The following is a 20,828-nucleotide window of genomic DNA, read 5'->3' on the forward strand; positions in this document are numbered from 1 at the left end:
CCCTCGCTCATCACGCATCACGCATCACAAGAAAAAGAGGAACCCTCCATGAACCGTGCCCGACACCTGGCGGCGGCAGCCTCCACGGGGCTCGTACTCCTGGCCGCGACGGCCTGCGGCACGACCGACGTCGGCGACAAGGCCGATGCCGCCGCCCCCTCGCCCGCGTCGAAGGACTGCGCCGACGACACGACGACCACCGCCACGGGCCCGGTTTCCTTCAAGGACGGCGTGGGCCGCACCGTGAAGCTCGACAAGCCCGCCGAGCGCATCGCGGTCCTGGAATGGCAGCAGGTGGAGGACGCGCTGACCCTGTGCGTCACCCCCACCGCGGTCTCCGACGCGAAGGGGTACAGCACCTGGGTCAGCGCGGAGAAGCTGCCCGGCGGGGTGAAGGACATCGGCACCCGTGAGGAGCCCGACCTCGACACCCTCTACGCGGCCGAGCCCGACCTGATCGTCGTGGAGGCGTTCGACGCCGACGACGAGACGGTCAAGAAGCTGGAGAAGCGGAACGTCCCGGTCATGGTCACCAAGGGCGCGGACCCGAAGGACCCGATCGGGAACATGCGCAAGGTGTTCCGCATGATCGGCGAGGCCACGGGCCGCACCGAGCGGGCCGACCAGGTGCTCAAGGAGTTCGACGAGCACCTCGCGGAGGCGAAGCAGCAGGTCACCGATGCCGACCTGCCGACGAAGGAGTTCCTGTTCTTCGACGGCTGGCTCCAGGGCGGCAACCTCACCGTCCGCCCCTACAGCGACGGCGCCCTGTTCACGGAGATCGGCAAGGAACTGGGCATGGCACCCGCCTGGACCGACGCGATCAACAAGGACCACGGTGACGGAGGCGTCGACCCCTCCTACGGTCTCGCCCAGACCGACGTCGAGGGTCTCACCGCGGTCGGCGACGCCAACCTCTTCTACGCCAACGACGAGGGCGCCGGCGGTTATGTCGGGGCGCTGAAGAAGAACCCGATCTGGAAGACCCTCCCGGCCGTCAAGGACGGCCGCGCGCACTCCTTCCCGGCACGGGTGTGGGGCGCCGGCGGCCCGCGCTCCTGCGAGCAGGCCATCGACGCCTACGTCGACGTCCTCGACAAGAAGTAAGTGACACCGCGAGAAGTGAGCACAACGCAAGAAGTGAGCGTGTCCGGGATTCCGGCACCCGGCGCAGAACCGCTGCCGCGCACCGAGCACGACGGCGGCCCCACCGGACTCGCCGTCCTCGCGGCGCTCGCCGCCGCGACCGTCCTGGCCGGCATGTGGCACCTCACGCAGGGAACGTCGGGTGTCTGCGTCGGCGACCTGCTGCGGTACCTCGTCGGGCACCGGGACGGCACCGGCGGCCCGCCGGTCGGCGAGATCATCACCGGCTCGCGCCTGCCGCGGCTCCTGGCGGGCCAGGCGGTCGGCTTCGCCCTCGGCACCGCCGGAACGCTGCTCCAGTCCGTCACGCACAACGCCCTCGCCTCACCCGACACCCTCGCGGTCACGGCCGGCGCCTACTTCACCCTCACCCTCGTCGCGGCGTTCGGCCTGACCGTCCCGCTGTGGGCGTCGGGCGCCGTCGCCTTCGCCGGCGGTCTGCTCGCGGCGGCGCTGGTCCTGCTCCTCGCGGGCCGCGCCGCGGGCACCGCCGGCACCCGGCTGATCCTCGCCGGATCGGCGACGGCGATGGCGCTGGACGCGGCGACCGGCACGCTCCTCATCCTGTTCGACCAGAACACGACCGGCCTCTTCGCCTGGGGCAGCGGTTCGCTCGCACAGCTGAACATCGACGCGTCGGTACGCGCGTGGCCGCTGGTGGCCGTGGTGCTGTGTCTCGCCCTGGCCCTGTCCCGGCGGCTTGACGTCATGAACCTCGGTGACGACACCGCGTCCACCCTCGGTGTGCCGATCCGCACCACCCGCGTCACCGCCGTCCTGTGCGCGGTCCTGCTCACCAGTACGGCGGTGACGCTCGCGGGCCCCATCTCCTTCGTCGGCCTCGGCGCCCCCGTCCTGGTCCGCCTGATCGCGAACCGGGTCCGGGCACTGCGCAGGCACCTGTACGCGGTCCCGGCGGCCGGACTGGTCGGCGCGCTGCTCATCCTCCTCGCCGACGCCGTCCTGCGCGCCGTGCAGGGCGCGGACGGCGCCGCCGCCATCCCGACCGGAGTGCCGACCGCGCTGCTCGGCGCGGTCGTCATCGTCGTCCTCGCGCTGCGGCTGCGGGACACCGGCCAGGTCGCGCGCGCGGCGCACGCGCGGGTCCTCGCACGGTCGCACCGCGCGTATCTCCTCGTCGTGCTCGGCGCGGTGGTCCTGCTGGCGGCCGCGGCCGTCGTGGGGGTGCTGGCGGGGAGCCTGCGGCTGCGGACCGGGGACGTCGTGCTCTGGCTTCAGGGGTCCGCCCCGGACCTCGTCGGCATGGCGCTCGACGACCGGGTGCCGCGCGTGAGCGCCGCCGTCCTCGCCGGCGCGGCACTCGGACTGGCCGGCTGTGTGCTGCAGGGCGCGGTACGCAACCCACTCGCCGAACCCGGCATCCTCGGCATCACCGCCGGCGCCGGGCTGGGAGCGGCGGGAGTCGTCACGTCTGGCCTGTCCGGGGGACGGACGGTACTCGTCGTGGTGGCGGTCGCGGCGGGGCTCGCCACGTTCGGGGTGATCGCCCTGCTGTCCTGGCGCGGCGGCTTCCTGCCCGACCGGTTCGTCCTCGTCGGCATCGGCTGCGGCTACGGACTCAGCGCCGTCACCACCTTCCTCCTCCTGCGCGCCGACCCGTACAACACGCCCCGAATCTTCACCTTCCTCTCGGGCACCACGTACGGCCGTACGTTCCCCGACGTCCTGCCGGTCGCGGTCGCCGTGGCGCTCGCGCTGCCCGTACTGCTGGCCATGCGCGACCGTCTCGACCTGCTCGCGGTCGACGAGGACACCCCGCGCATCGTCGGCGTCAGGGTGGAGCGCACGCGCTTGTTCGCGCTGGCGATCGCGGCGGTACTCGCGGCGCTCAGCGTGGTCGCCGTCGGCGTCGTCGGGTTCGTGGGCCTCGTCGCCCCGCACCTCGCCCGGTCGCTCGTGGGCGCCCGGCACGGCCGCTCGCTCCCGGTCGCGATGCTGCTCGGCGGCGTACTGGTCTGTGTGGCCGACGCCCTCGGCCGTACGGTCGTCGCGCCCTCCCAGGTACCGGCGGGACTGATGATCGCGCTGGTCGGCGCGCCGTACTTCGTCTGGCTGCTCCGGCGGTCCCGCGCCTGACACCCACCCGCCGTTCGTTCCCTCACACCCCCCAGGAGCACCGGATGCCGGCCCAGCAGGAGACACCGGTCAAGAGCGTCGTCGTACCGTTCGAGGCCGGTACGGCGGTCGGCCGGTTCGAGGTGCCGGAGCGCTGGCACACGGTCGACCGCTCGGCGCACCACCCGCACATCGTGGCCGTCACGGGGGACGACGGCGGGGAGTGGACCGCCGCCGCGCTCGTGACGGCACGTCCGCGGACGGCCTACCTGAAGATCGTCGACGCCGTCGGTGACATACGGGCGGTCGTCGCCGCGGTGGCCGGCCACGCCCGCCGCCAGGGCCTGGCGCAGGTCAAGTGGGAAGGCTGGACTGCGAGTCCCCAGGACGCCGCCGCGGCGGGCTTCACCGCACTGCGCCCGCCGGTCGGTCGGGGGCTCGCGCAGGGGGAGGAGACGGCGGGACCCGCCACGGGATACGTGCTCTGGCTGGACGACGGGACACCGGCCCCGGCCCCGCCTCCGTACTACGGCCAGACCACCCACTTCACCTGCGGTGCCGTCACCGCCCTCGTCGCCCAGGCACACGCGGGCAAGATGCCCCGGGAGGCACTCGACCGCCGCGCGGAGCTGTCGCTCTGGCGCGACGCGACCAACTTCCCCGCCTGCGAACCCGTCGGACTGGGCGTCGCCGTACGCCGGGCCCGGCCGTCGTCCCCCGTCACGGTCCACCTGGACACCGACCGGCCCGTCCTGCTCGGCCACCTGCCCGGACCCGAGCAGGAGTGGCGCGCGATCCTCCAGCGGACCTCGCGCACCGAGGCGGAGCGGATCGGCGTCCCGGTCGACCCGGACCACCTCCCCATGGCCGCGATCCGCGCCGCCGTCGAACGCCGGGAGCACGTACTGCTCCTCATCTCGCTCGACGCGATGCTGGGCTTCGACGTACCGCACTGGGTGCTCTGCCACGGCGCCGTGCCGGGCGCCCTCGTGATCGACGACCCGTGGGCTGACACGGCGACGGGGGACACCTGGCTCGACGCCCACCTGCTGCCCGTCCCGGACACCGCGCTCGACACGATGTCCACCCACGCGCCGGACGGCTTCCGCGGCGCAGTGACCATCGCGGGCGAGGCCGACTGACCTCACGGCCGCCGGTACGCGTCCCGGGCCCGAGGACCTGCCGCTCAGTCGTGGTAGGCGTGGGTCTGGGCGGCCTTGACGGTGGCCCAGACGGCGGCGCCGGGGTGCAGGTCCAGCTCGGCGGCGGCGAGTGTGGTCAGGTCGGCGGCGAGGGGGAGTCCGCCGGTGAGGTCGGCGCGGATCTGGTCGCCGTGCGTCTCGAGTCCGGCGACCTCGCAGTGCCAGACGTTGCGGGCGCTGGAGCCGGTGGGACGGTCCCGGTGCAGGGTGACCGCGCTGGGCGGGAAGGCGACGAAGACCGGCCCGGTCAGTTCCTCGGTGGTCGTGATCGCGGGTCCGTCGTCGAGCCGTACGGTGTGGCCCGCGGCCTGTCCCCGGTAGAGGTTGAGGCCGACCAGATGGGCGATGTAGTCGGTGCGCGGGCGGCGGGCGATGTGGGAGGGGGTGCCCTCCTGGACGACGTGGCCGTCCTCGACGACGACGAGGTGGTCGGCGAGGACCATGGCGTCCAGCGGGTCGTGGGTGACGAGTACGGCGACGGCTTCGAAGTCGGCCAGATGGCGGCGGAGTTGGGCGCGGACGTCGAGGCGGGTGCGGGCGTCGAGGGCGGCGAGGGGTTCGTCCAGGAGCAGCAGCCGGGGGTGGGTGGCCAGGGCGCGGGCGAGGGCGACGCGCTGGGCCTGGCCGCCGGAGAGCCGGCGCGGTCTGGCACCGGCGTGCTCGGCCAGGCCGAGGCGGTCCAGCCAGGCGGCGGCCTGCGCCCGGGCCTGCGCCTTGGCCGCGCCCCGGCAGCGCGGTCCGAAGGCGACGTTGTCCAGCGCCGTCAGGTGGGGGAAGAGGAGGTAGTCCTGGAAGACCACCCCGACCGGCCGGGACTCGGGCGGCGTGAGGGTCAACTCGTGCCCGTCGAGCCGGAGATGCCCGTCCGAGAGGGGCACGAGGCCGGCGAGGGCACGCAGGGCGGTGGTCTTGCCGGCGCCGTTGGGGCCGAGCAGGGCGACGACGTCGCCGGGTGCGGCGGTCAGGGCCACGTCGAGGCGGAAGGTGCCGCGTTCCACGACGAGGCGGGCGTCGAGCCCTTCGGGGGCCGGGGCGGCGGCCCCGCGTCCCGTGGTCTTCTCGCTGTCGTCGGTGTCGGTCATGAGGTGGTCATCCAGCGGTCGCGCAGTCCGGCGAGGACGGCGACGGACACCGCCAGCAGCACCAGGCTGAGGGCGATGGCAGCCTGCGGATCGCTCTGCAGGGCGAGGTAGACGGCGAGCGGCATGGTCTGGGTGCGGCCGGGGAAGTTGCCGGCGAAGGTGATCGTCGCCCCGAACTCGCCGAGCGCGCGGGCCCAGGCCAGGACGGCGCCGGCGGCGATACCGGGCGCGATGAGCGGCAGCGTGACCCGGCGGAAGGCGGTGAAGCGGGAGGCGCCGAGGGTGGTGGCCGCCTCCTCGTAGCGGGGATCGGCGGCGCGCAGGGTGCCCTCGACGCTGATGACGAGGAACGGCATCGCCACGAACGCCTCCGCGAGGATCACACCGGTGGTGGTGAACGGCAGCGTGATCCCGAACCACGCATCCAGCCACTGCCCGACGACACCGTTGCGGCCAAGGGCCATGAGCAGGGCGACACCGCCGACCACCGGCGGCAGCACCAGCGGCAGCGTCACCAGGGCCCGGACGAGACCGCGCCCCGGGAACTCCACCCGCGCCAGCAGCCAGGCCAGTGGCACGCCGATCACCATGCTCACCACGGTCGCCGCCGTGGCGCAGATCAGCGAGAGCCGCAGCGCCTGCCACACCTCGGTACTGGTCAGCAGCTCCGGCATGCCCGACCACGGCGCCCGGATCAGCAGCGCCAGGAGAGGGAGCACCAGGAACGCCAGGCCGATCAGCGCGGGCACCAGCAGCGGCAGGGGAGCACCGCTCCGGAGCCGGCGGCGCCGCGGCCCTCCCGGACGGGGGCCGGCCGCGGCGCCGGTCTTGTGCGTCGAGGTCACGGGGCGGTGAACCCGGCCTCGGTCAGGACCTTCTGGCCCTCGGCGGACTGCACCAGCTCGATGAACGCCTTGCCGACCTCGGCGTTGGGGGCGTCCTTGAGCAGGGTGATCGGGTAGTCGTTGACGGCCTTCGCCGACTCGGGGAACTCCACGCCCTCCACCTTGTCACCGGCCGCCTTCACATCCGTCTTGTAGACGACGGCGGCGTCGGCCTCCTTGAGGACGACCTTGTTGAGGGCCGACTTCACGTCCTCCTCGTAGGAGACCGGGGTGAGCTTCAGGCCGGCGGCGGTCAGCGCCTTCTGCGCGGCGGCGCCGCACGGCACCGTCTTGTCGCACAGCACGACCTTCAGGTCCGGTCCGGTGAGGTCCTTCAGGGAGGCGACCTTGTCCGGGTTGCCGGGCAGGGTCGCGATCTCCAGCTGGTTGCGGACGAAGGTGGCCGGCGTACCGGCGGCCGCATCGGAGTCCGTGACCACCTTCATCGTCTTGGGGCTGGCGGAGGCGAACACGTCGGCCGGCGCACCGCTGGTGATACCCGCGGCGAGCGAGTCGCTGCCGCCGAAGTTGAACACGACCTTGGTGCCGGGGTGCTGCTTCTCGAAGTCCTTGCCCAGCTTCGTGAAGCTCTCGGTCAGCGAGGCCGCGGCGAAGACGTTCACGGTCCCGGACAGCTTGTCCGTACCGCCGGCCGACGAGGAGGCACCGGACCCGCCGCCGGAGTCCCCGTCGGAGGAGGAGCAGGCGCTCAGGGCCAGCATCGCTGCGGCACCTGCGCCGGTCAGCTGCAGCATTCGGCGGGTCCGGCGCGCGGAACGGGTCATCACGGGTCCACTCCCTCAAGGTCCTTTACGGACACGTCTACGGTCTTTCGACGACCACGTTGGTCGACTTGATCACGGCAACCGCCGGTACGCCGGGCTCCAGCCCGAGTTCCTCGGCCGATTCCCGGCTGACCAGCGCCACCACCCGGAAGGGCCCGGCCTGGACCTCCACCTGGGCCGACACGTCTCCGAGGATCACTTCGGTGACGATGCCGGCCAGCCGGTTGCGGGCGGAGGAGCCGGTGGACTCCCGTCCGGCCCGGTACTGGTCCCGGGCGTAGGCCGCCAGGGCCGGCCCGGGGATGATCCGGCGGCCCGTCCCGTCCCGTTCGGCGGTGAGTCTCCCCCCGTCGACCAGACGCCTCACGGTGTCGGAGCTGACGCCGAGCAAGGCGGCCGCGTCCCCGATCCGGTAGGTGTGCATACGCAGAGCATACTGCCGCAAATGCAAGGCGGAAGTCTCCTGTCACTTCGCATGAGCCGGATCATGGATTCATTGGCATGGCATGTGCGTTTGTACGGTCCGGCTTGTCGGGTACGGTCCTGCGGGAGGTGATAGCCCGTGAGTCAGTTCCTCGCAGCCGCCGGTACGGCAGCCGGCCCGCTGGCGGAGATCGTCATCACCGGTGACCTGGGCCGGCCGGCCCGGCTGACGGTGGCCGACCTGCTCGCCCGGCCCCAGCACGCCGCGGAGGTCGCCTTCGAGTGCGCCACCAGCGGCGTCCAGCACCACCACTTCACCGGACCGCTGCTGCACGACGTCCTCGTCGACACCGCCCCGGCCTTCGACCCCGCCCGCCGCAAGGACCGGTTGCGCTTCCTGATCGCCGTGCACGGCGCCGACGGCCACCACGCACTGCTGTCCTGGGCGGAGATCGACCCGGACTTCGGGCGAGCCCCCGTCCTGCTCGCCGTCACCCTCGACGGCACCACCCTTGCCCGGGCCGGCGCCCAGCTCGTGCTGCCCCAGGACCGCTGCGGGGCCCGCCACATCAGCGGCATCGACGCGATCCGTGTGGACGGTGGCTACAGCGCGTGGGCGTGACGGCGGCGGAGCGGAAGGACAGGGCGGGGCGGGGCCCGGTGGGGGACGTCCTGGTGCTGGAGCACGACTCGCGCGACGTCCCGGACGCGATCGGTACGGCGCTGGAAACCGTCGGCCTGCGCCCGCGGAACTGCCGTGTCCGGGCGGGCGACGTCGTGCCGGACACCCTGGACGGCGTCGCCGCCGTGGTCGTGACGGGCGGATCGGCGGCGGCCCGCGAGGACTTCCCCGGCCGTGACGCCGAGCTGGCCCTGCTGCGGGCCGCGCTGGCGGCGGAGGTGCCGGTGCTCGGCGTGTGCCTGGGTGCGCAGTTGCTGGCGGTGGCCGCGGGCGGAACGGCTCACCGAGAGGGCCGGGCGCCGGGCGGCCGGGGCGGCGTACGGGTACCGGCCGCCGCCGACCCCCTGCTCGGTACCGTGCCCGCGGGGCTCCCGGTCCCGTACGGGTACGTCGGCCCGCTGCAACTCCCGGCCGGGGCGACCCTGTTGGCGTCCTGCGACCGTTACCCGGTGCAGGCGTTCCGGATCGGCGGCTCGGCCTGGGGCCTGTGGTTTCAGCCGGAGGCCGACAAGAACGTCTTCGTCCGCTTCGCCGCTCTCGTGGCCGACCGGGCTCCGACGACGGCGACCCGCGCCTTCTTCACGCCCCGCGCCGACACCTGGGAGCAGCGCTTCGCCGCAGACGGCCCCCGCTACGCGGCGGCCGTGGCCCGGATGGGGCTGCTCCCGGGGCAGCGTGTGCTGGACGTGGGCTGCGGCAGCGGCCGGGCCCTGCCCGCCCTGCGTGCCGGTGTCGGCACCCACGGCACCGTGCTCGGCGTCGACCTCACTCCGGCCATGCTCACCGCGGCCGAACGCCACCACCCCGCCGACCGCGCCCACCTGCTCCTGGCCGACGCCTGCCGGCTGCCGCTGGCCGGCCGATCCCTGGACGGCGTCTTCAGCGCCGGCCTGATCAACCACGTCGCCGATCCGGCGACGGCCCTGCGGGAGTGGGCGAGGGTGACCGGCCCCGACGGCGTCCTCCTCCTCTACCACCCCTCCGGCCGAGCGGAACGCGCGGCCCGCCACGGCCGCCCCCTGGACCCCGGGGACCCGCTGGCCGAGGAGAACCTGCGGCCCGCACTGGAAGGGGCCGGCTGGCGGCTGCGTCACTACGAGGACGCCCCGCGGCACTTCCTGGCACGGGCGGTACGCGCCGGCGGATGAACGGGTTCGAGCCGGGTGGGAGGGGCGGAAACGGGGGTGCCGCGGGACGACTGGCCCGCAGTGCGAGAACAACGATCGCTCCCCCCGCTTTTCGGTGAAACAAATAAGAGGCATTCCGTCCGCATTGCCTTGCACTTACGATGCAATCACTCGCACTCACTTGGTGAATGTGAGATGCCGGGCGGCACGCCCCTGCCGCCCGGCAGCCCTTCATGCGCCCGTCGGCACACCGGAACCCTGGAGAATCCGACATGCGGCCCGGCCGACCCGCGACGAGTACCTGATCGTCGGCAACGGGCCCCCGGACGGCACCGGCGCCCGCTCAGGCGCGGTCGATGTGCACGTTCGTCGACTTGACCCGGGCGGTGGCCTCCATCCCGACCTCCAGCCCGAGCTCCTCCACGGCCTCCCGGGTGAGCAGTGACACCAGCCGGTGGGGCCCTGCCTGAATCTCCACCTGGGCTGCGACGTCACCGAGCTTGATGGCGGTGACGATGCCGGGGAAGGCGTTGCGGACCGACGTGTAGGAAGCGTCCTCCTCACCGCCCCCGCTCTTGGCGAGTTCCACCGAGAATGCGGCCAGGTCCTTCCCGTCGATCAGCCTCTTCCCGGCCTCGTCCCGTTGGGTGGCCACCCGTCCGCCGTCCGCCCAACGGCGCGCGGTGTCCGGACTCACGCCGAGGAGTCGTGCTGCCTGACCGATCGTGTATGCCTTCATGAGCGCCAAGATAGGCCCAGCGCCGACCAGGGCCTGCACCCGTCGCCGTGTGCCGGGACTGCCGCTGCCGCGGCCCCGGCCACCGACGTCCTCGGCGCCCGTGGACCGGTCACCGGGGGGAGCCGGGCCGTGAGGGAACGGCCGTGGCCTTCGTGAAGGCGTCCATGATGCGCTCCGCGGCCAGAGTGGCCGTCAACCCGCCCTCCATGACCTCCCGTTCGAGCTGCGGTGCGAGGGACCGAACGGCCGGGTCGGCGTGCAGGCGGCCCAGCAGTTCGTCGCGGACCATGGTCCAGACCCAGTCGACTTGCTGGACACGCCGCTTGGCGGCCAGACGATCCGTGGAGTCCAGCAGCGTGCGGTGCTGCTCCAGGCGTTCCCAGACGGTGTCGAGTCCGGTCCGCCCGAGTGCGCTGCAACTGAGCACCGGAGGCGTCCAGAAGGCGTCCTTGCCGTGCATGAGCCGCAGTGCGCCGGCCAGTTCACGGGCGGCGGTACGGGCGTCGCGTTCGTGCGGGCCGTCGGCCTTGTTGACGGCGATGACGTCGGCCAGTTCCAGCACACCCTTCTTGATGCCCTGCAACTGGTCTCCCGTGCGAGCGAGGGTCAGCAGCAGGAAGGAGTCGACCATGTCGGCGACGGCCGTCTCGGACTGGCCGACGCCGACGGTTTCCACCAGGACGACGTCGTAGCCCGCGGCCTCCATCACCACCATCGACTCGCGGGTCGCCTTCGTGACCCCGCCGAGCGTGCCCGCGGTGGGGGAGGGGCGGACGAACGCCGCCGGGTCGACGGCCAGGCGTTCCATGCGTGTCTTGTCGCCGAGGATCGAGCCGCCGGTGCGGCTGGAGGACGGATCGACGGCGAGCACGGCGACCCGGTGGCCGAGCCCGGTCAGCATGGTGCCGAAGGCGTCGATGAACGTCGACTTGCCCACGCCGGGCACCCCGCTGATCCCGATGCGCCGGGCCGTCCCGCTGTGCGGCAGCAGCTCGGTCAGCAACTGCTGGGCGAGCTTGCGGTGCTGGGGGCGCGTGGACTCCACGAGGGTGATCGCGCGGGCGACGACCGCGCGCCTGCCGTCGAGGACGCCCTTGACGTACGCGCCGAGTTCGAGGGCCATCACGTCACCGTCTTCACAGGTCGCCGTGGCCGAGACCGGCCGCCAGCCGTGCCACCAGGTCGCGGGCCGCGTCCGGGATCACCGTGCCCGGTGGGAACACCGCCGCTGCGCCCATCTCCAGCAGGGTCGGCACGTCCTGCGGCGGGATCACTCCGCCCACCACGACCATGATGTCCTCACGCCCTTCCTCGGCGAGCGCCTCGCGCAGCGCCGGGACGAGGGTGAGGTGCCCGGCGGCCAGGGAGGACACTCCGACGATGTGCACGTCCGCCTCGACCGCCTGGCGGGCGACTTCGGCGGGGGTCTGGAAGAGGGGGCCGACGTCGACGTCGAAGCCGAGGTCGGCGAAGGCGGTGGCGATCACCTTCTGGCCGCGGTCGTGGCCGTCCTGGCCCATCTTGGCGACCAGGATGCGCGGCCGGCGGCCCTCGGCCTCGGCGAAGGCGTCCACCAGGGCCCGGGTGCCTTCCACGGCCGGTGACTCGCCCGTCTCGTTGCGGTACACACCGGAGATCGTACGGATCTGACCCGCGTGCCGCCCGTACACCTTCTCCAGGGCGTCGCTGATCTCCCCGACGGTCGCCTTGGCACGGGCGGCGCGCACGGCGAGCTCCAGCAGGTTGCCCTCGCCGCCGGCGGCCCGCGTGAGCGCGTCCAGCGCGTCCCGGCAGGCGCTCTCGTCGCGCTCTTCGCGCAGCCGCCGCAGTTTGGCGATCTGCCGCTCGCGCACCGAGGAGTTGTCGACCTTGAGCACCTCGATCTGCTCGTCGGAGTCCACCCGGTACTTGTTCACGCCGATGACCGGCTGCCGTCCGGAGTCGATGCGGGCCTGGGCGCGGGCGGCGGCCTCCTCCACCCGCAGCTTGGGGATGCCGGCGTCGATGGCCTGCGCCATGCCGCCCGCCTTTTCCACCTCCTGGATGTGCCGCCAGGCGCGGCGCGCGAGGTCGTACGTCAGCTTCTCCACGTACGCGCTGCCGCCCCAGGGGTCGATCACGCGGGTCGTGCCGGACTCCTGCTGGAGGAGGAGCTGGGTGTTGCGGGCGATGCGCGCGGAGAAGTCGGTGGGCAGCGCGAGCGCCTCGTCCAGGGCGTTGGTGTGCAGGGACTGGGTGTGACCCTGGGTCGCGGCCATCGCCTCCACACAGGTGCGGGTGACGTTGTTGAAGACGTCCTGCGCGGTCAGCGACCAGCCGGAGGTCTGCGAATGGGTGCGCAGCGAGAGCGACTTGGCGTTCTGCGGGTCGAACTGCTTGACCAGCTTGGCCCACAGTAGCCGGGCCGCCCGCAGCTTGGCGATCTCCATGAAGAAGTTCATGCCGATCGCCCAGAAGAACGACAGCCGCGGTGCGAACGCGTCCACGTCCAGGCCGGCCCGACGGCCCGCCCGGATGTACTCCACGCCGTCGGCGAGCGTGTACGCCAGCTCCAGGTCCGCCGTCGCGCCCGCCTCCTGGATGTGATAGCCGGAGATGGAGATGGAGTTGTAGCGCGGCATCCGCTGCGAGGTGTACGCGAAGATGTCGGAGATGATCCGCATCGACGGCTTCGGCGGATAGATGTAGGTGTTGCGGACCATGAACTCCTTGAGGATGTCGTTCTGGATGGTCCCGGCCAGCTTCTCCGGCGGCACACCCTGTTCCTCGGCCGCCACGATGTACAGCGCCAGCACCGGCAGCACGGCACCGTTCATCGTCATCGACACCGTCATGCGGTCCAGCGGAATGCCGTCGAACAGCTGCCGCATGTCGTAGATCGAGTCGATGGCCACCCCCGCCATCCCGACGTCACCCGTCACCCGCGGGTGGTCGCTGTCGTAGCCGCGGTGCGTGGGCAGGTCGAAGGCGACCGACAGGCCCTTCTGCCCGGCCGCCAGGTTGCGCCGGTAGAACGCGTTGGACTCCTCGGCCGTCGAGAAGCCCGCGTACTGGCGGATCGTCCACGGCTGGTTGACGTACATCGTCGGGTACGGGCCGCGCAGGTACGGCGCCATGCCCGGATAGGTGTCCAGGAAGTCCAGGCCCTCCAGGTCCTGCCCGGTGTACAGCGGCTTGACCGTGATGCCCTCCGGCGTCTCCCACAGGAGGTCGTCACCGTCGGTGGTCCTCTTCACGGCCGCGCGCCACTCGTCGAGGCAGGCGTCGGCGGACGGGGTCCCCAGCTCGATCGCCGAGAAGTCGGGGATGGACATCAGGACACTCCCATGCGGTCGAGGGCTGCGGAGAGCACGGCGACGGCGTCGCAGCCGGCGAAGACGTACGTGTCGACACCCGCGTACGGACCCGGGCGACCCGCCAGGAACACGTGATCGGCGCCCGCGTCCCGCAACGCGGCGGCGGTGGACTCGGCCCGCTCCGCGTACAGCTCGTCACTGGAGCACAGGCACACCTCCCGCGCCCCGCTCCGCGCGAAGTCGCCCTCGGTGACGGGCTCGATCCCGCCCGCCCGGAAGAGGTTCGCGGCGAAGGCGAGCCGTGCGGTGTGCGCCGCGGCCGGTCCGAGCGCGGCCAGATGGACCCGGGGCCGGGCTCCGGTCGCGGCCAGATGGGCATCGGAGCGGGCGCGCAGCGCCTCGAACGCCTCGTCCCGCCGCACCCGGGGCAGACCCCCGGACGGCGGCTCGGGCGCGGGATCGCGCACCACGGGCTTCTCGGACAGGTCGGGGAACTCGCTCACCCCCGTGACCGGCTCCCGCCGCTGCGCCAGCTTCCCGCGGCGCACGGCCCAGGTCTCGGCCAGCCGTTCGCCGACCATACCGGAGCGCAGGGCGACCGCCTGCCCACCCTCGCGCTCGATGTCCTGGAAGAAGGCCCAAGCGGCGTGGGCGAGTTCGTCGGTCAGCCGTTCCACGTACCAGGAGCCGCCCGCCGGGTCGATCACCCGGGCCAGGTGCGACTCCTCGACCAGGATGGTGGAGGTGTTGCGGGCGATGCGGCGGGCGAACGCGTCCGGCAGACCGAGCGCGTGGTCGAAGGACAGCACGGTCACGGCGTCGGCGCCACCCGTTCCGGCAGCGAGGGCGGCGACCGTGGTGCGCAGCATGTTCACCCACGGGTCGCGGCGGGTCATCATCACCGGCGAGGTCACCGCGTGCTGGAGTTGCCCGCCCGCCCGGGGCGCCCCGCACACCTCGGCCACCCGGGCCCACAGCCGGCGCGCGGCGCGCAGCTTGGCGATGGTCAGGAACTGGTCGGCGGTCGCCGCGTACCGGAACTCCAGCTGCGCCAGCGCCCGGGCCGTGTCCAGCCCGGCGTCGGCCAGGTCGCGCAGATAGGCCAGGCCGGTCGCCAGGGAGCAGCCCAGCTCCTGCGCCGCCGAACCCCCCGCCTCGTGGTACGGCAGCGCGTCCACGGTCACGGTCCGCAGCCCGGGGTGGCGTGCGGCGCACAGCCGGGCCAGCTCGGCCACGGGAGCGACGTCGTACGGACAACCGCCGGTCCGCGCCTCGTGGCCCAGCGGATCGGCACCGAGATTGCCGCGCACGGCGTCCGCGGCGACTCCCCTCGCCTCGTAGAGGCGCAGCAACTCCCGGGCGGCGTCCTCGAAAGCGCCGCCCGCGTCCAGGACGACGGGGGCCAGGTCGAGGTAGACGCCGTCCAGGGTGCGGTCGAGCGCGGTGACGTGGAGGCCGGCCGGCTCACCGACGGACAGCCACAGGGAGGTGACCCCGTTCTCCAGGTCGGCGAGGACCGACGCCGGGTCGGCCACCGTGTGGCGCTGGCGCACGTCCCAGCCGCCGGCCGTGCCGGCCTGCGCGCGGCCCCCGCGGACGAAGGGCGGGAAGCCCGGCAGACCGGGGTCGGGGGCGACGCCACGCGCGGTGTAGAGGGGGTGCGCCCGCAGGCCGTCCTCCAGCGCGGTGGACAGGGCCCTCTCCGCCTCGCCGTCCGGCACCTCCTTGCCCGACTTGCGCAGGACGCCCGCCACCAGGCGCTGCCACTGCTCGTGTGTCGCGTGAGGGAACCCGGCCGCGAGGGCGAGTCCGTCGTCAGGCAGGAGCGTCATGCTCGGATGTTAGGACAGGCGACTTGAGGATCAGCAGAGGAAGCGGTTGTGACCTTGTTCTCCCCGCGTGTGTGACACGAGTCGCTCCCGCGCCACGGGCGACCGCACGGCGACCGGACCACGGGGGGAAGGCCGGCCGGACCCGACGGCGGGGTGCGAGAAGGGGGACGGGCGGACCTCACCGGCGGCGACGGTCGCCCGGGCCCGCACACCGTGCAGGACCGGGAGAGCGGTGGGCAAACCTGTCTGCCGGAGGATGCGTTCGGGAGGTAAGCCGCACGGCGGGACGAATACGGCGCGCAGCGCCACCGGGTCCGCGGCCCGCCGCCCGGTCGGAGACCTTCCCCGCGACCCGGCGAGGAATTCCTCAGTCCCGAACCGGGCCCCGGAGCAGGCGGCACCGGATCGTGCGCCAGAATGAGGGCACGAGGCGACGGGGATCAGGAAGCCGGTGCGAGTCCGGCGCGGTCCCGCCACTGTGACCGGGGAGCAGCCCTTCCGCATGCCACTGTCCGCGACCGCGGACGGGAAGGCGAAGGCGAGCGACGATCCGGGAGCCAGGAGACTGACCCGTCGCCGGTCCGCACACAGGGGCGAGGACACCCCGGAGAGGATCGACAGTGATGACGCGTGCCCAATCGACGTCCGCGCAGCGGCCGCAGCCCGGCAGGCGAGGCGTACTGGCCGCAGGAGGCGCCCTGGCCTTCGCCACGACCGGCCTGCTCGCCGGGTGCGGCGGAGACAAGAAGGACGGTGGCCGCGGCGACCGGTTCCGTGCCGCCTTCGCGGCCGGCGGCTCCCAGGAGACCCTCGACCCGCATGTCGCGCCGAACTTCGTCGACCAGGCCAGGGCCAAGGCCCTGTACGACACACTCGGGACGTACGCCGACGACATGTCGGTGCGCGAGCGGCTCGCCGAGGCGTGGGAGAGCGACACGTCCGGCACCCGGTGGCGCATACGGCTGCGCAAGGCCGAGTTCCACGACGGGAAACCGGTCACGGCCAAGGACGTCCTCTACAGCTACCGGCGCGCCGCCGACCCGGCCACGGGCTCGCCCTCGCAGGTACTGCTCTCCGCGATCGACTTCGACGCGACCGAGGCCGACGGCGAACGCTCCGTCGTCTTCGCGCTGAAGGCACCGAACTTCGAGTTCCCCACCGTCTTCGCCGGCCCCGGCACCGAGATACTCCCGGACGGCACGACCGACTTCCGCCGTCCCGTCGGTTCTGGCCCCTTCACCTACGTGTCCTTCACCCCGGGCGGCAACGCACGCTACCGGAGCTGGGACGGCCACTGGGACGGCGCCCCGCACATCGCCGAACTGGAGATCGTCCCCGCCAACGAGGAGTCCGCGCGCCTGAACGCGCTGCTGTCCGGGCAGGTCCACTACGCCGCCGACATGGCCGGCGCCTTCGTGGAACGGCTGAAGAAGGAGGGCTCGACGCGGCTGCTGACCGCGAAGCGGGCCACCGCGCAGCAACTGCTGCTGCGCACCGGCCGCAAACCGTTCGACGACCCGCGTCTGGTACGCGCCGTGCAGCTGGGCATCGACCGGGAGGAACTGGTCCGGGTCGCCCTGGCCGGTCAAGGCGAGGTGGGCAACGACCTGTTCGGACTCGGTCTGCACGGGTACCCCGACGACCTGACCCCCCGCGAACGGAACGTCGAGGAGGCCCGGAGGCTGGTGAAGCAGGCCGGCGCCGAAGGCCTGCACATCACCGTGGAGACCAGCTCGGTCGACGCGGCCTGGGAACCGGCCGCGGACCTCATGGCGGAGCAGCTGCGCGAGGCCGGACTGAAGCTCACCGTCAACACCCGTGCGTCCAGCACCTACTTCAGCGAGATCAAGACCAAGGGCGTCGCCGCCTTCAACACCACCTCGACCCTGCCGGTCTCCGACTTCCTCCAGCAGCGGGTGCGGGGCCAAGCGGCCCGCAACCAGACGCAGTACGCCTCGAAGAAGTTCGACGCCCTGCTGGACCGTTCCCGCACCACCCGGGACGAACAGGAACGGCTTGCCCTGCTCTCCCGTGCGCAGAAGATCGCGCGGGACGAGTCCGGCCTGCTGGTGTGGGCGTTCTCCGACGCCAACGACGCCATCGCCTCGTCGGTGCGCGGTCTGCGGGCGGCACCTCCGAACTCGCACGACTGGGCCCGGTTCGACCGGGTCCGCGTCGGCTGACGTGCGCTCGTACCTCCTGCGGCGTTCCCTGCTGGCGCTCCTCCAGTGTCTGGTCGTGCTGGTGGCCGTGTTCGCCGTCGGTTCGCTGCTGCCCGGCGACACGGCCGACGTACTCCGCGGCGAACTGGGCACGCCCGAACAGGTGGCGGCCCTGCGCCGGCAGCTGGGACTGGACGAACCCGCCTGGTCCCGCTTCTGGCACTGGCTGGGCCACCTGCTCACCGGCGACCTCGGGACGTCCCTGACGACCGGGGTGCCGGTGGGCGAGGACGTCGGCCGCCGGGCAGGGGTGACGCTGCTCCTGGGCCTTCCGGCGCTGCTGCTCGTCACGGTGCTCGGGCCCGTCCTCGGCACGGTGTCGGGACTGCGGGAGGGCAGCCGCCTCGACCGCGCGCTGAACACCGCTGCCGTCGTGCTGCACGCCGTCCCCGAGTTCGTCCTCGGGCTGCTCCTCGTCGCCTCGGTGTCCCTGTGGGCCGGGCTGCTGCCCGCCACCGCCGTCGGCATGGACACGGCCGGCCTGCCGGCCCAGCCGGCCGTGCTGGTACTGCCCGTCGTCGTCCTGACGGCCCGGCACCTGTGCGACCTCGCGCGGCAGGTCCGTGCGGGCGTCGCGGCGCAGCGGCACGGTGCCGTCGCCGAACATCTGCGGCTCCTGGGGATGCGGGAACGGACGATCGTGCTGCGGCACGTGCTGCCCGGCGCCCTGGGACCGGCCGCGCAGCAGTTCGCCCGCTGCGTGGAGGGACTGCTGGGCGGCGCCGTCCTCGTCGAGGCGGTGTTCGGCTTCCGCGGCCTCGGCACCGGCTTCGTGGAAGCGGTGCAGAACCGGGACCTGCCCCAGGTCCAGACGTACGCGCTGCTGTTCGCCGGCACCGCCGTCGCGGTGAACCTCGCAGGCGACCTGGCCGCGCACCGGCTCGCGCCGCGCCGGGAGGTGACCGCGTGACTCCGGGACGGAAGACCCTTGCGGCCCGCCGCGGTGAGCGGACACGTCATCCGTGGATCGCCCTGGTACTGGTCTGCGTGCCGGTGCTCGCCGCCGTACTGGGCCCGTGGCTTGCCGACGGGACGGCAGTGGGGCGGGGGCGTGCCCTTCCGTCGCAACCGCCGGGCGCCGGGCACCTGCTCGGCACGGATGTACTCGGCCGTGACGTGCTGTGGCTCGTTCTGCACGGCGGCGCCTCCGTGATCGGCAGCGCCCTCGGCGCGCTGCTCGTCGGCACGGCCGTCGGGGTACCGCTGGGACTGCTGGCCGCGGGTCCACGGCGCGGCCTCGACGAAACGGTGATGCGCGGCCTCGACCTGCTGCTCGCCTTCCCCGGGCTGCTGGTGCTGATGACCCTGGCAGCGACCGGACACCGCGAATGGTTCTGGCTGGTGGTCGTCGCCGGAGCCCTCCAGGTACCGGCCGTCGCGCGACTGGTGCGCGGGGCCGCGCTCGCCCCGGCGACCCGGACGGTCGTCGAGGCGCTGCGCATGCAGGGCCGCGGCTGGGCGTACATCCATATTCGGCACCTGACGCGGGAGCTGGCGGCTCCCCTGGCCACCGACGCGGGCGGACGGTTCTCCGTGGTGCTGTACCTGCTGGCGTCCGCGAACTTCCTCGGGCTGGGGCTGCCCGCGTCCTCCGCGGACTGGGCGGTGCTCATCGAGCGCAACAGCGACGCCCTGTTCACCCAGCCCGCCGCCGTGCTGGTCCCCGCCGGCCTGCTGAGCGCCCTGTGCGTCGGCGGCAACCTCCTCGTGGACCACGCCCTCGCACACCGCGGGAGACGCCGATGACACCCTCCTCCCGTGAGCCGCTTCTCGACGTCCCGGAGATCTCCGCGCACGCCGACGGAGTGGACCGGCCTCTGCTCGACCGCATCGCCCTGACCGTCCCCGCGGGCACCGTCACCGCAGTCGTCGGCCCGTCGGGCAGCGGCAAGACGACCCTGGGCCTGGCCGTGCTCGGCGCCGCGCGCGAGGGTGTACGGCTGACCGGCAGGGTGCTGCTGGCCGGAACGGACCTGCTGGCACTCGCACCGCACCGGCGACCGGCCGTCCGGGCAGGACTGGCCGCCCACCTGCCGCAGCACCCGGAGACGGTACTGGACCCGGTCAGGCGCACCGGTCCGGCGCTCACCGAACTGGCGGCCCTCGGCCACGCGGGACGCGCCGCCCGCAGGAGCGCCGCACAGGGGGCGCTCGCCTCGGCCGGACTGGACTGGCAGGCGGTTTGCCGGCGCTTTCCGCACCAGCTGTCCGGCGGTCAGCAGCAGCGGCTGGCACTGGCTTCCGCGCTGGTGACGGGCGCCCGCCTGCTGGTGCTCGACGAGCCGACGAGCGGGCTCGACCCGGCGCTCGCGACGGCCCTGGGAGGCAGGGTGCGGGCACTCGCCGACCACGGTCGCGGCGTACTGCTGCTCAGCCACGACCTGCCGTTGGTCCGCGCGACCGCCGACCGGGTCGTGGTGCTGGAGCACGGCCGCGGCGTCGACGACGGCCCCGTGCCGGACGTACTCGGCGCCGGTGCGCACCCGAGCCGGCATCGGGCGACCCGCGATCTGCTCGCCGCGGAACGGAGCACGGTGGCGAGCGCACGGCCGGATGCGGACGAGGCGAGGGCGCGGCCCGCGCGCGGCGTCACCGCCGAGGGCATCGCCGTACGCCGCCGTTCCGGCGATCCGCTCGCCGGTCCTGTGTCGATGGCGTTCCCGCCCGGCGGCAGGACCGCCCTGCTCGGCCCCTCCGGATCGGGTAAGACGACGTTCGCACGGGTACTGGCCGGTCTGACGACGCCGTCGGCGGGCGAAGTGCGGTACGGCGACGACGCGCTGCCCCGTCGGATCGACCGCCGTAGCGCCGCGCAGCGCCGTGCCGTCCAGTACGTGCACCAGAGCAGCGCCGACTCGTTCGAGGGGCACCGGCGGGTACTGCCGCAACTCGCCGACACGGCCCGCCTCCTGCGTCACCGGGAGCAGGAGGCGGCGACGGCCGAAGCCCTGGACACGGCCGCCGCCCTGGGGCTCGACGAGGAACTCCTGCACCGCACGCCCGCCACGCTCTCCGGGGGCCAGCTCCAGCGCTGCGCCCTCGTGCGCGCGCTGCTGGCGGGCCCCGCGCTGCTCGTGTGCGACGAGGTGACGTCGGCGCTGGACACCGTCTCGCGCAAGCGGGTGTTCGAGGCGCTGCCCGGGCTGCTCGCCCCGGACCGTACGGCCCTGCTGTTCATCAGCCACGACCTGCCCGCAGTCCGGGCCCTGACGGACGACGCGGTGCTGTTCGAGGACGGCCGGTGCACACGGCGCGGCACGGTCGACGAGGTGCTGCCCGAGGACTGGCGGCGCACATCGGCCGCGACCTGAGGGCCGGGACGCCTGTGGCGT

17 protein-coding genes and 1 riboswitch are annotated in these 20,828 nt (G+C 73.2%); of the genes, 9 read left to right on the forward strand and 8 right to left on the reverse strand.

Annotated elements, in window-relative coordinates:
* The first annotated feature begins 48 nt into the window (after window positions 1-48).
* From ACIQFU_RS31225 to ACIQFU_RS31235, 3 genes are read left to right on the forward strand one after another with little or no spacing between them, the layout of a single operon-like run.
* A complete protein-coding gene (locus ACIQFU_RS31225) occupies window positions 49-1,107 on the forward strand; it encodes an ABC transporter substrate-binding protein (protein ID WP_402555977.1) in 1,059 nt (352 codons plus the stop codon).
* Between the two features lie 33 nt (window positions 1,108-1,140).
* Window positions 1,141-3,243 carry an iron ABC transporter permease gene (locus ACIQFU_RS31230; protein WP_402556124.1) on the forward strand — a complete coding sequence of 701 codons (2,103 nt, stop codon included), beginning with the start codon at window positions 1,141-1,143 and terminating at the stop codon, window positions 3,241-3,243.
* A 44-nt stretch (window positions 3,244-3,287) separates the two neighbouring features.
* Window positions 3,288-4,364, forward strand: coding sequence for a peptidase C39 family protein (locus ACIQFU_RS31235; RefSeq protein WP_402555979.1), 1,077 nt, complete (start codon window positions 3,288-3,290; stop codon window positions 4,362-4,364).
* A 44-nt stretch (window positions 4,365-4,408) separates the two neighbouring features.
* On the opposite strand, the gene ACIQFU_RS31240 is transcribed toward ACIQFU_RS31235, so the two are convergent.
* From ACIQFU_RS31240 to ACIQFU_RS31255, 4 genes are read right to left on the reverse strand one after another with little or no spacing between them, the layout of a single operon-like run.
* Window positions 4,409-5,506, reverse strand: a complete 1,098-nt coding sequence (locus ACIQFU_RS31240) for an ABC transporter ATP-binding protein (RefSeq protein WP_402555981.1) — start codon at window positions 5,504-5,506, stop codon at window positions 4,409-4,411.
* Window positions 5,503-6,351, reverse strand: a complete 849-nt coding sequence (modB, locus tag ACIQFU_RS31245) for a molybdate ABC transporter permease subunit (RefSeq protein WP_402555983.1) — start codon at window positions 6,349-6,351, stop codon at window positions 5,503-5,505. The genes ACIQFU_RS31240 and modB overlap by 4 nt, the downstream gene beginning before the upstream one ends.
* On the reverse strand, window positions 6,348-7,175 hold the full coding sequence (gene modA, locus ACIQFU_RS31250) for a molybdate ABC transporter substrate-binding protein (protein ID WP_402555985.1): 828 nt from the start codon (window positions 7,173-7,175) through the stop codon (window positions 6,348-6,350). Before modA ends, modB begins: the two co-directional genes overlap by 4 nt.
* Window positions 7,176-7,212: 37 nt before the next feature.
* Entirely contained in the window at window positions 7,213-7,599 is a 387-nt protein-coding gene (locus ACIQFU_RS31255) for a molybdopterin-binding protein (protein WP_402555987.1), read from the reverse strand.
* 138 nt (window positions 7,600-7,737) lie between these two features.
* Between ACIQFU_RS31255 and ACIQFU_RS31260 the strand changes: the two genes are divergently transcribed.
* Together ACIQFU_RS31260 and ACIQFU_RS31265 are read left to right on the forward strand one after the other, a co-directional pair.
* On the forward strand, window positions 7,738-8,220 hold the full coding sequence (locus ACIQFU_RS31260) for a molybdopterin-dependent oxidoreductase (RefSeq protein ID WP_402555989.1): 483 nt from the start codon (window positions 7,738-7,740) through the stop codon (window positions 8,218-8,220).
* A complete protein-coding gene (locus tag ACIQFU_RS31265; protein WP_402555991.1) occupies window positions 8,211-9,428 on the forward strand; it encodes a methyltransferase domain-containing protein in 1,218 nt (405 codons plus the stop codon). The genes ACIQFU_RS31260 and ACIQFU_RS31265 overlap by 10 nt, the downstream gene beginning before the upstream one ends.
* Before the next feature lie 322 nt (window positions 9,429-9,750).
* On the opposite strand, the gene ACIQFU_RS31270 is transcribed toward ACIQFU_RS31265, so the two are convergent.
* From ACIQFU_RS31270 to ACIQFU_RS31285, 4 genes are all read right to left on the reverse strand, one after another.
* The gene (locus ACIQFU_RS31270) at window positions 9,751-10,146 is read right to left on the reverse strand and encodes a molybdopterin-binding protein (protein WP_402555993.1); all 396 of its coding nucleotides are present in this window, start codon (window positions 10,144-10,146) and stop codon (window positions 9,751-9,753) included.
* 109 nt (window positions 10,147-10,255) lie between these two features.
* Window positions 10,256-11,269, reverse strand: coding sequence for a methylmalonyl Co-A mutase-associated GTPase MeaB (gene meaB, locus ACIQFU_RS31275; RefSeq protein WP_402555995.1), 1,014 nt, complete (start codon window positions 11,267-11,269; stop codon window positions 10,256-10,258).
* Window positions 11,270-11,282: 13 nt separating this feature from the next.
* A complete protein-coding gene (scpA, locus tag ACIQFU_RS31280) occupies window positions 11,283-13,460 on the reverse strand; it encodes a methylmalonyl-CoA mutase (protein WP_402555997.1) in 2,178 nt (725 codons plus the stop codon).
* Window positions 13,460-15,274 (reverse strand): methylmalonyl-CoA mutase family protein, encoded by a 1,815-nt coding sequence (locus ACIQFU_RS31285; RefSeq protein ID WP_402555999.1) that lies wholly within the window; start codon window positions 15,272-15,274, stop codon window positions 13,460-13,462. The genes scpA and ACIQFU_RS31285 overlap by 1 nt, the downstream gene beginning before the upstream one ends.
* Before the next feature lie 439 nt (window positions 15,275-15,713).
* Window positions 15,714-15,842, forward strand: a riboswitch (cobalamin riboswitch).
* Window positions 15,843-15,897: 55 nt separating this feature from the next.
* On the opposite strand from ACIQFU_RS31285, the gene ACIQFU_RS31290 reads away from it, so the two are divergent.
* Genes ACIQFU_RS31290 through ACIQFU_RS31305 form a run of 4 tightly spaced genes read left to right on the forward strand, consistent with a single transcriptional unit; the run spans window position 15,898 to window position 20,807 of the window.
* Entirely contained in the window at window positions 15,898-17,457 is a 1,560-nt protein-coding gene (locus ACIQFU_RS31290) for an ABC transporter substrate-binding protein (RefSeq protein ID WP_402556001.1), read from the forward strand.
* Between the two features lies 1 nt (window position 17,458).
* Entirely contained in the window at window positions 17,459-18,406 is a 948-nt protein-coding gene (locus tag ACIQFU_RS31295; RefSeq protein ID WP_402556002.1) for an ABC transporter permease, read from the forward strand.
* Window positions 18,403-19,242 (forward strand): ABC transporter permease, encoded by an 840-nt coding sequence (locus ACIQFU_RS31300; protein WP_402556004.1) that lies wholly within the window; start codon window positions 18,403-18,405, stop codon window positions 19,240-19,242. Before ACIQFU_RS31295 ends, ACIQFU_RS31300 begins: the two co-directional genes overlap by 4 nt.
* On the forward strand, window positions 19,239-20,807 hold the full coding sequence (locus tag ACIQFU_RS31305; RefSeq protein WP_402556006.1) for an ABC transporter ATP-binding protein: 1,569 nt from the start codon (window positions 19,239-19,241) through the stop codon (window positions 20,805-20,807). The genes ACIQFU_RS31300 and ACIQFU_RS31305 overlap by 4 nt, the downstream gene beginning before the upstream one ends.
* Window positions 20,808-20,828 lie beyond the last annotated feature (21 nt).

Origin of the sequence: Streptomyces sp. NPDC093065, from assembly GCF_044754585.1 — a bacterium.
Lineage (GTDB): Bacteria > Actinomycetota > Actinomycetes > Streptomycetales > Streptomycetaceae > Streptomyces.

Excerpts from the sequence above, each read along its gene's own strand:
- ACIQFU_RS31235 (WP_402555979.1), top strand. The coding sequence starts at position 3,288 with ATGCCGGCCCAGCAGGAGACACCGGTCAAGAGCGTCGTCGTACCGTTC.
- ACIQFU_RS31270 (WP_402555993.1), bottom strand. The coding sequence starts at position 10,146 with ATGAAGGCATACACGATCGGTCAGGCAGCACGACTCCTCGGCGTGAGT.
- ACIQFU_RS31305 (WP_402556006.1), top strand. The coding sequence starts at position 19,239 with ATGACACCCTCCTCCCGTGAGCCGCTTCTCGACGTCCCGGAGATCTCC.
- meaB (WP_402555995.1), bottom strand. The coding sequence starts at position 11,269 with ATGGCCCTCGAACTCGGCGCGTACGTCAAGGGCGTCCTCGACGGCAGG.
- modA (WP_402555985.1), bottom strand. The coding sequence starts at position 7,175 with ATGACCCGTTCCGCGCGCCGGACCCGCCGAATGCTGCAGCTGACCGGC.
- ACIQFU_RS31255 (WP_402555987.1), bottom strand. The coding sequence starts at position 7,599 with ATGCACACCTACCGGATCGGGGACGCGGCCGCCTTGCTCGGCGTCAGC.
- ACIQFU_RS31285 (WP_402555999.1), bottom strand. The coding sequence starts at position 15,274 with ATGACGCTCCTGCCTGACGACGGACTCGCCCTCGCGGCCGGGTTCCCT.
- ACIQFU_RS31290 (WP_402556001.1), top strand. The coding sequence starts at position 15,898 with ATGACGCGTGCCCAATCGACGTCCGCGCAGCGGCCGCAGCCCGGCAGG.
- ACIQFU_RS31225 (WP_402555977.1), top strand. The coding sequence starts at position 49 with ATGAACCGTGCCCGACACCTGGCGGCGGCAGCCTCCACGGGGCTCGTA.
- ACIQFU_RS31240 (WP_402555981.1), bottom strand. The coding sequence starts at position 5,506 with ATGACCGACACCGACGACAGCGAGAAGACCACGGGACGCGGGGCCGCC.
- scpA (WP_402555997.1), bottom strand. The coding sequence starts at position 13,460 with ATGTCCATCCCCGACTTCTCGGCGATCGAGCTGGGGACCCCGTCCGCC.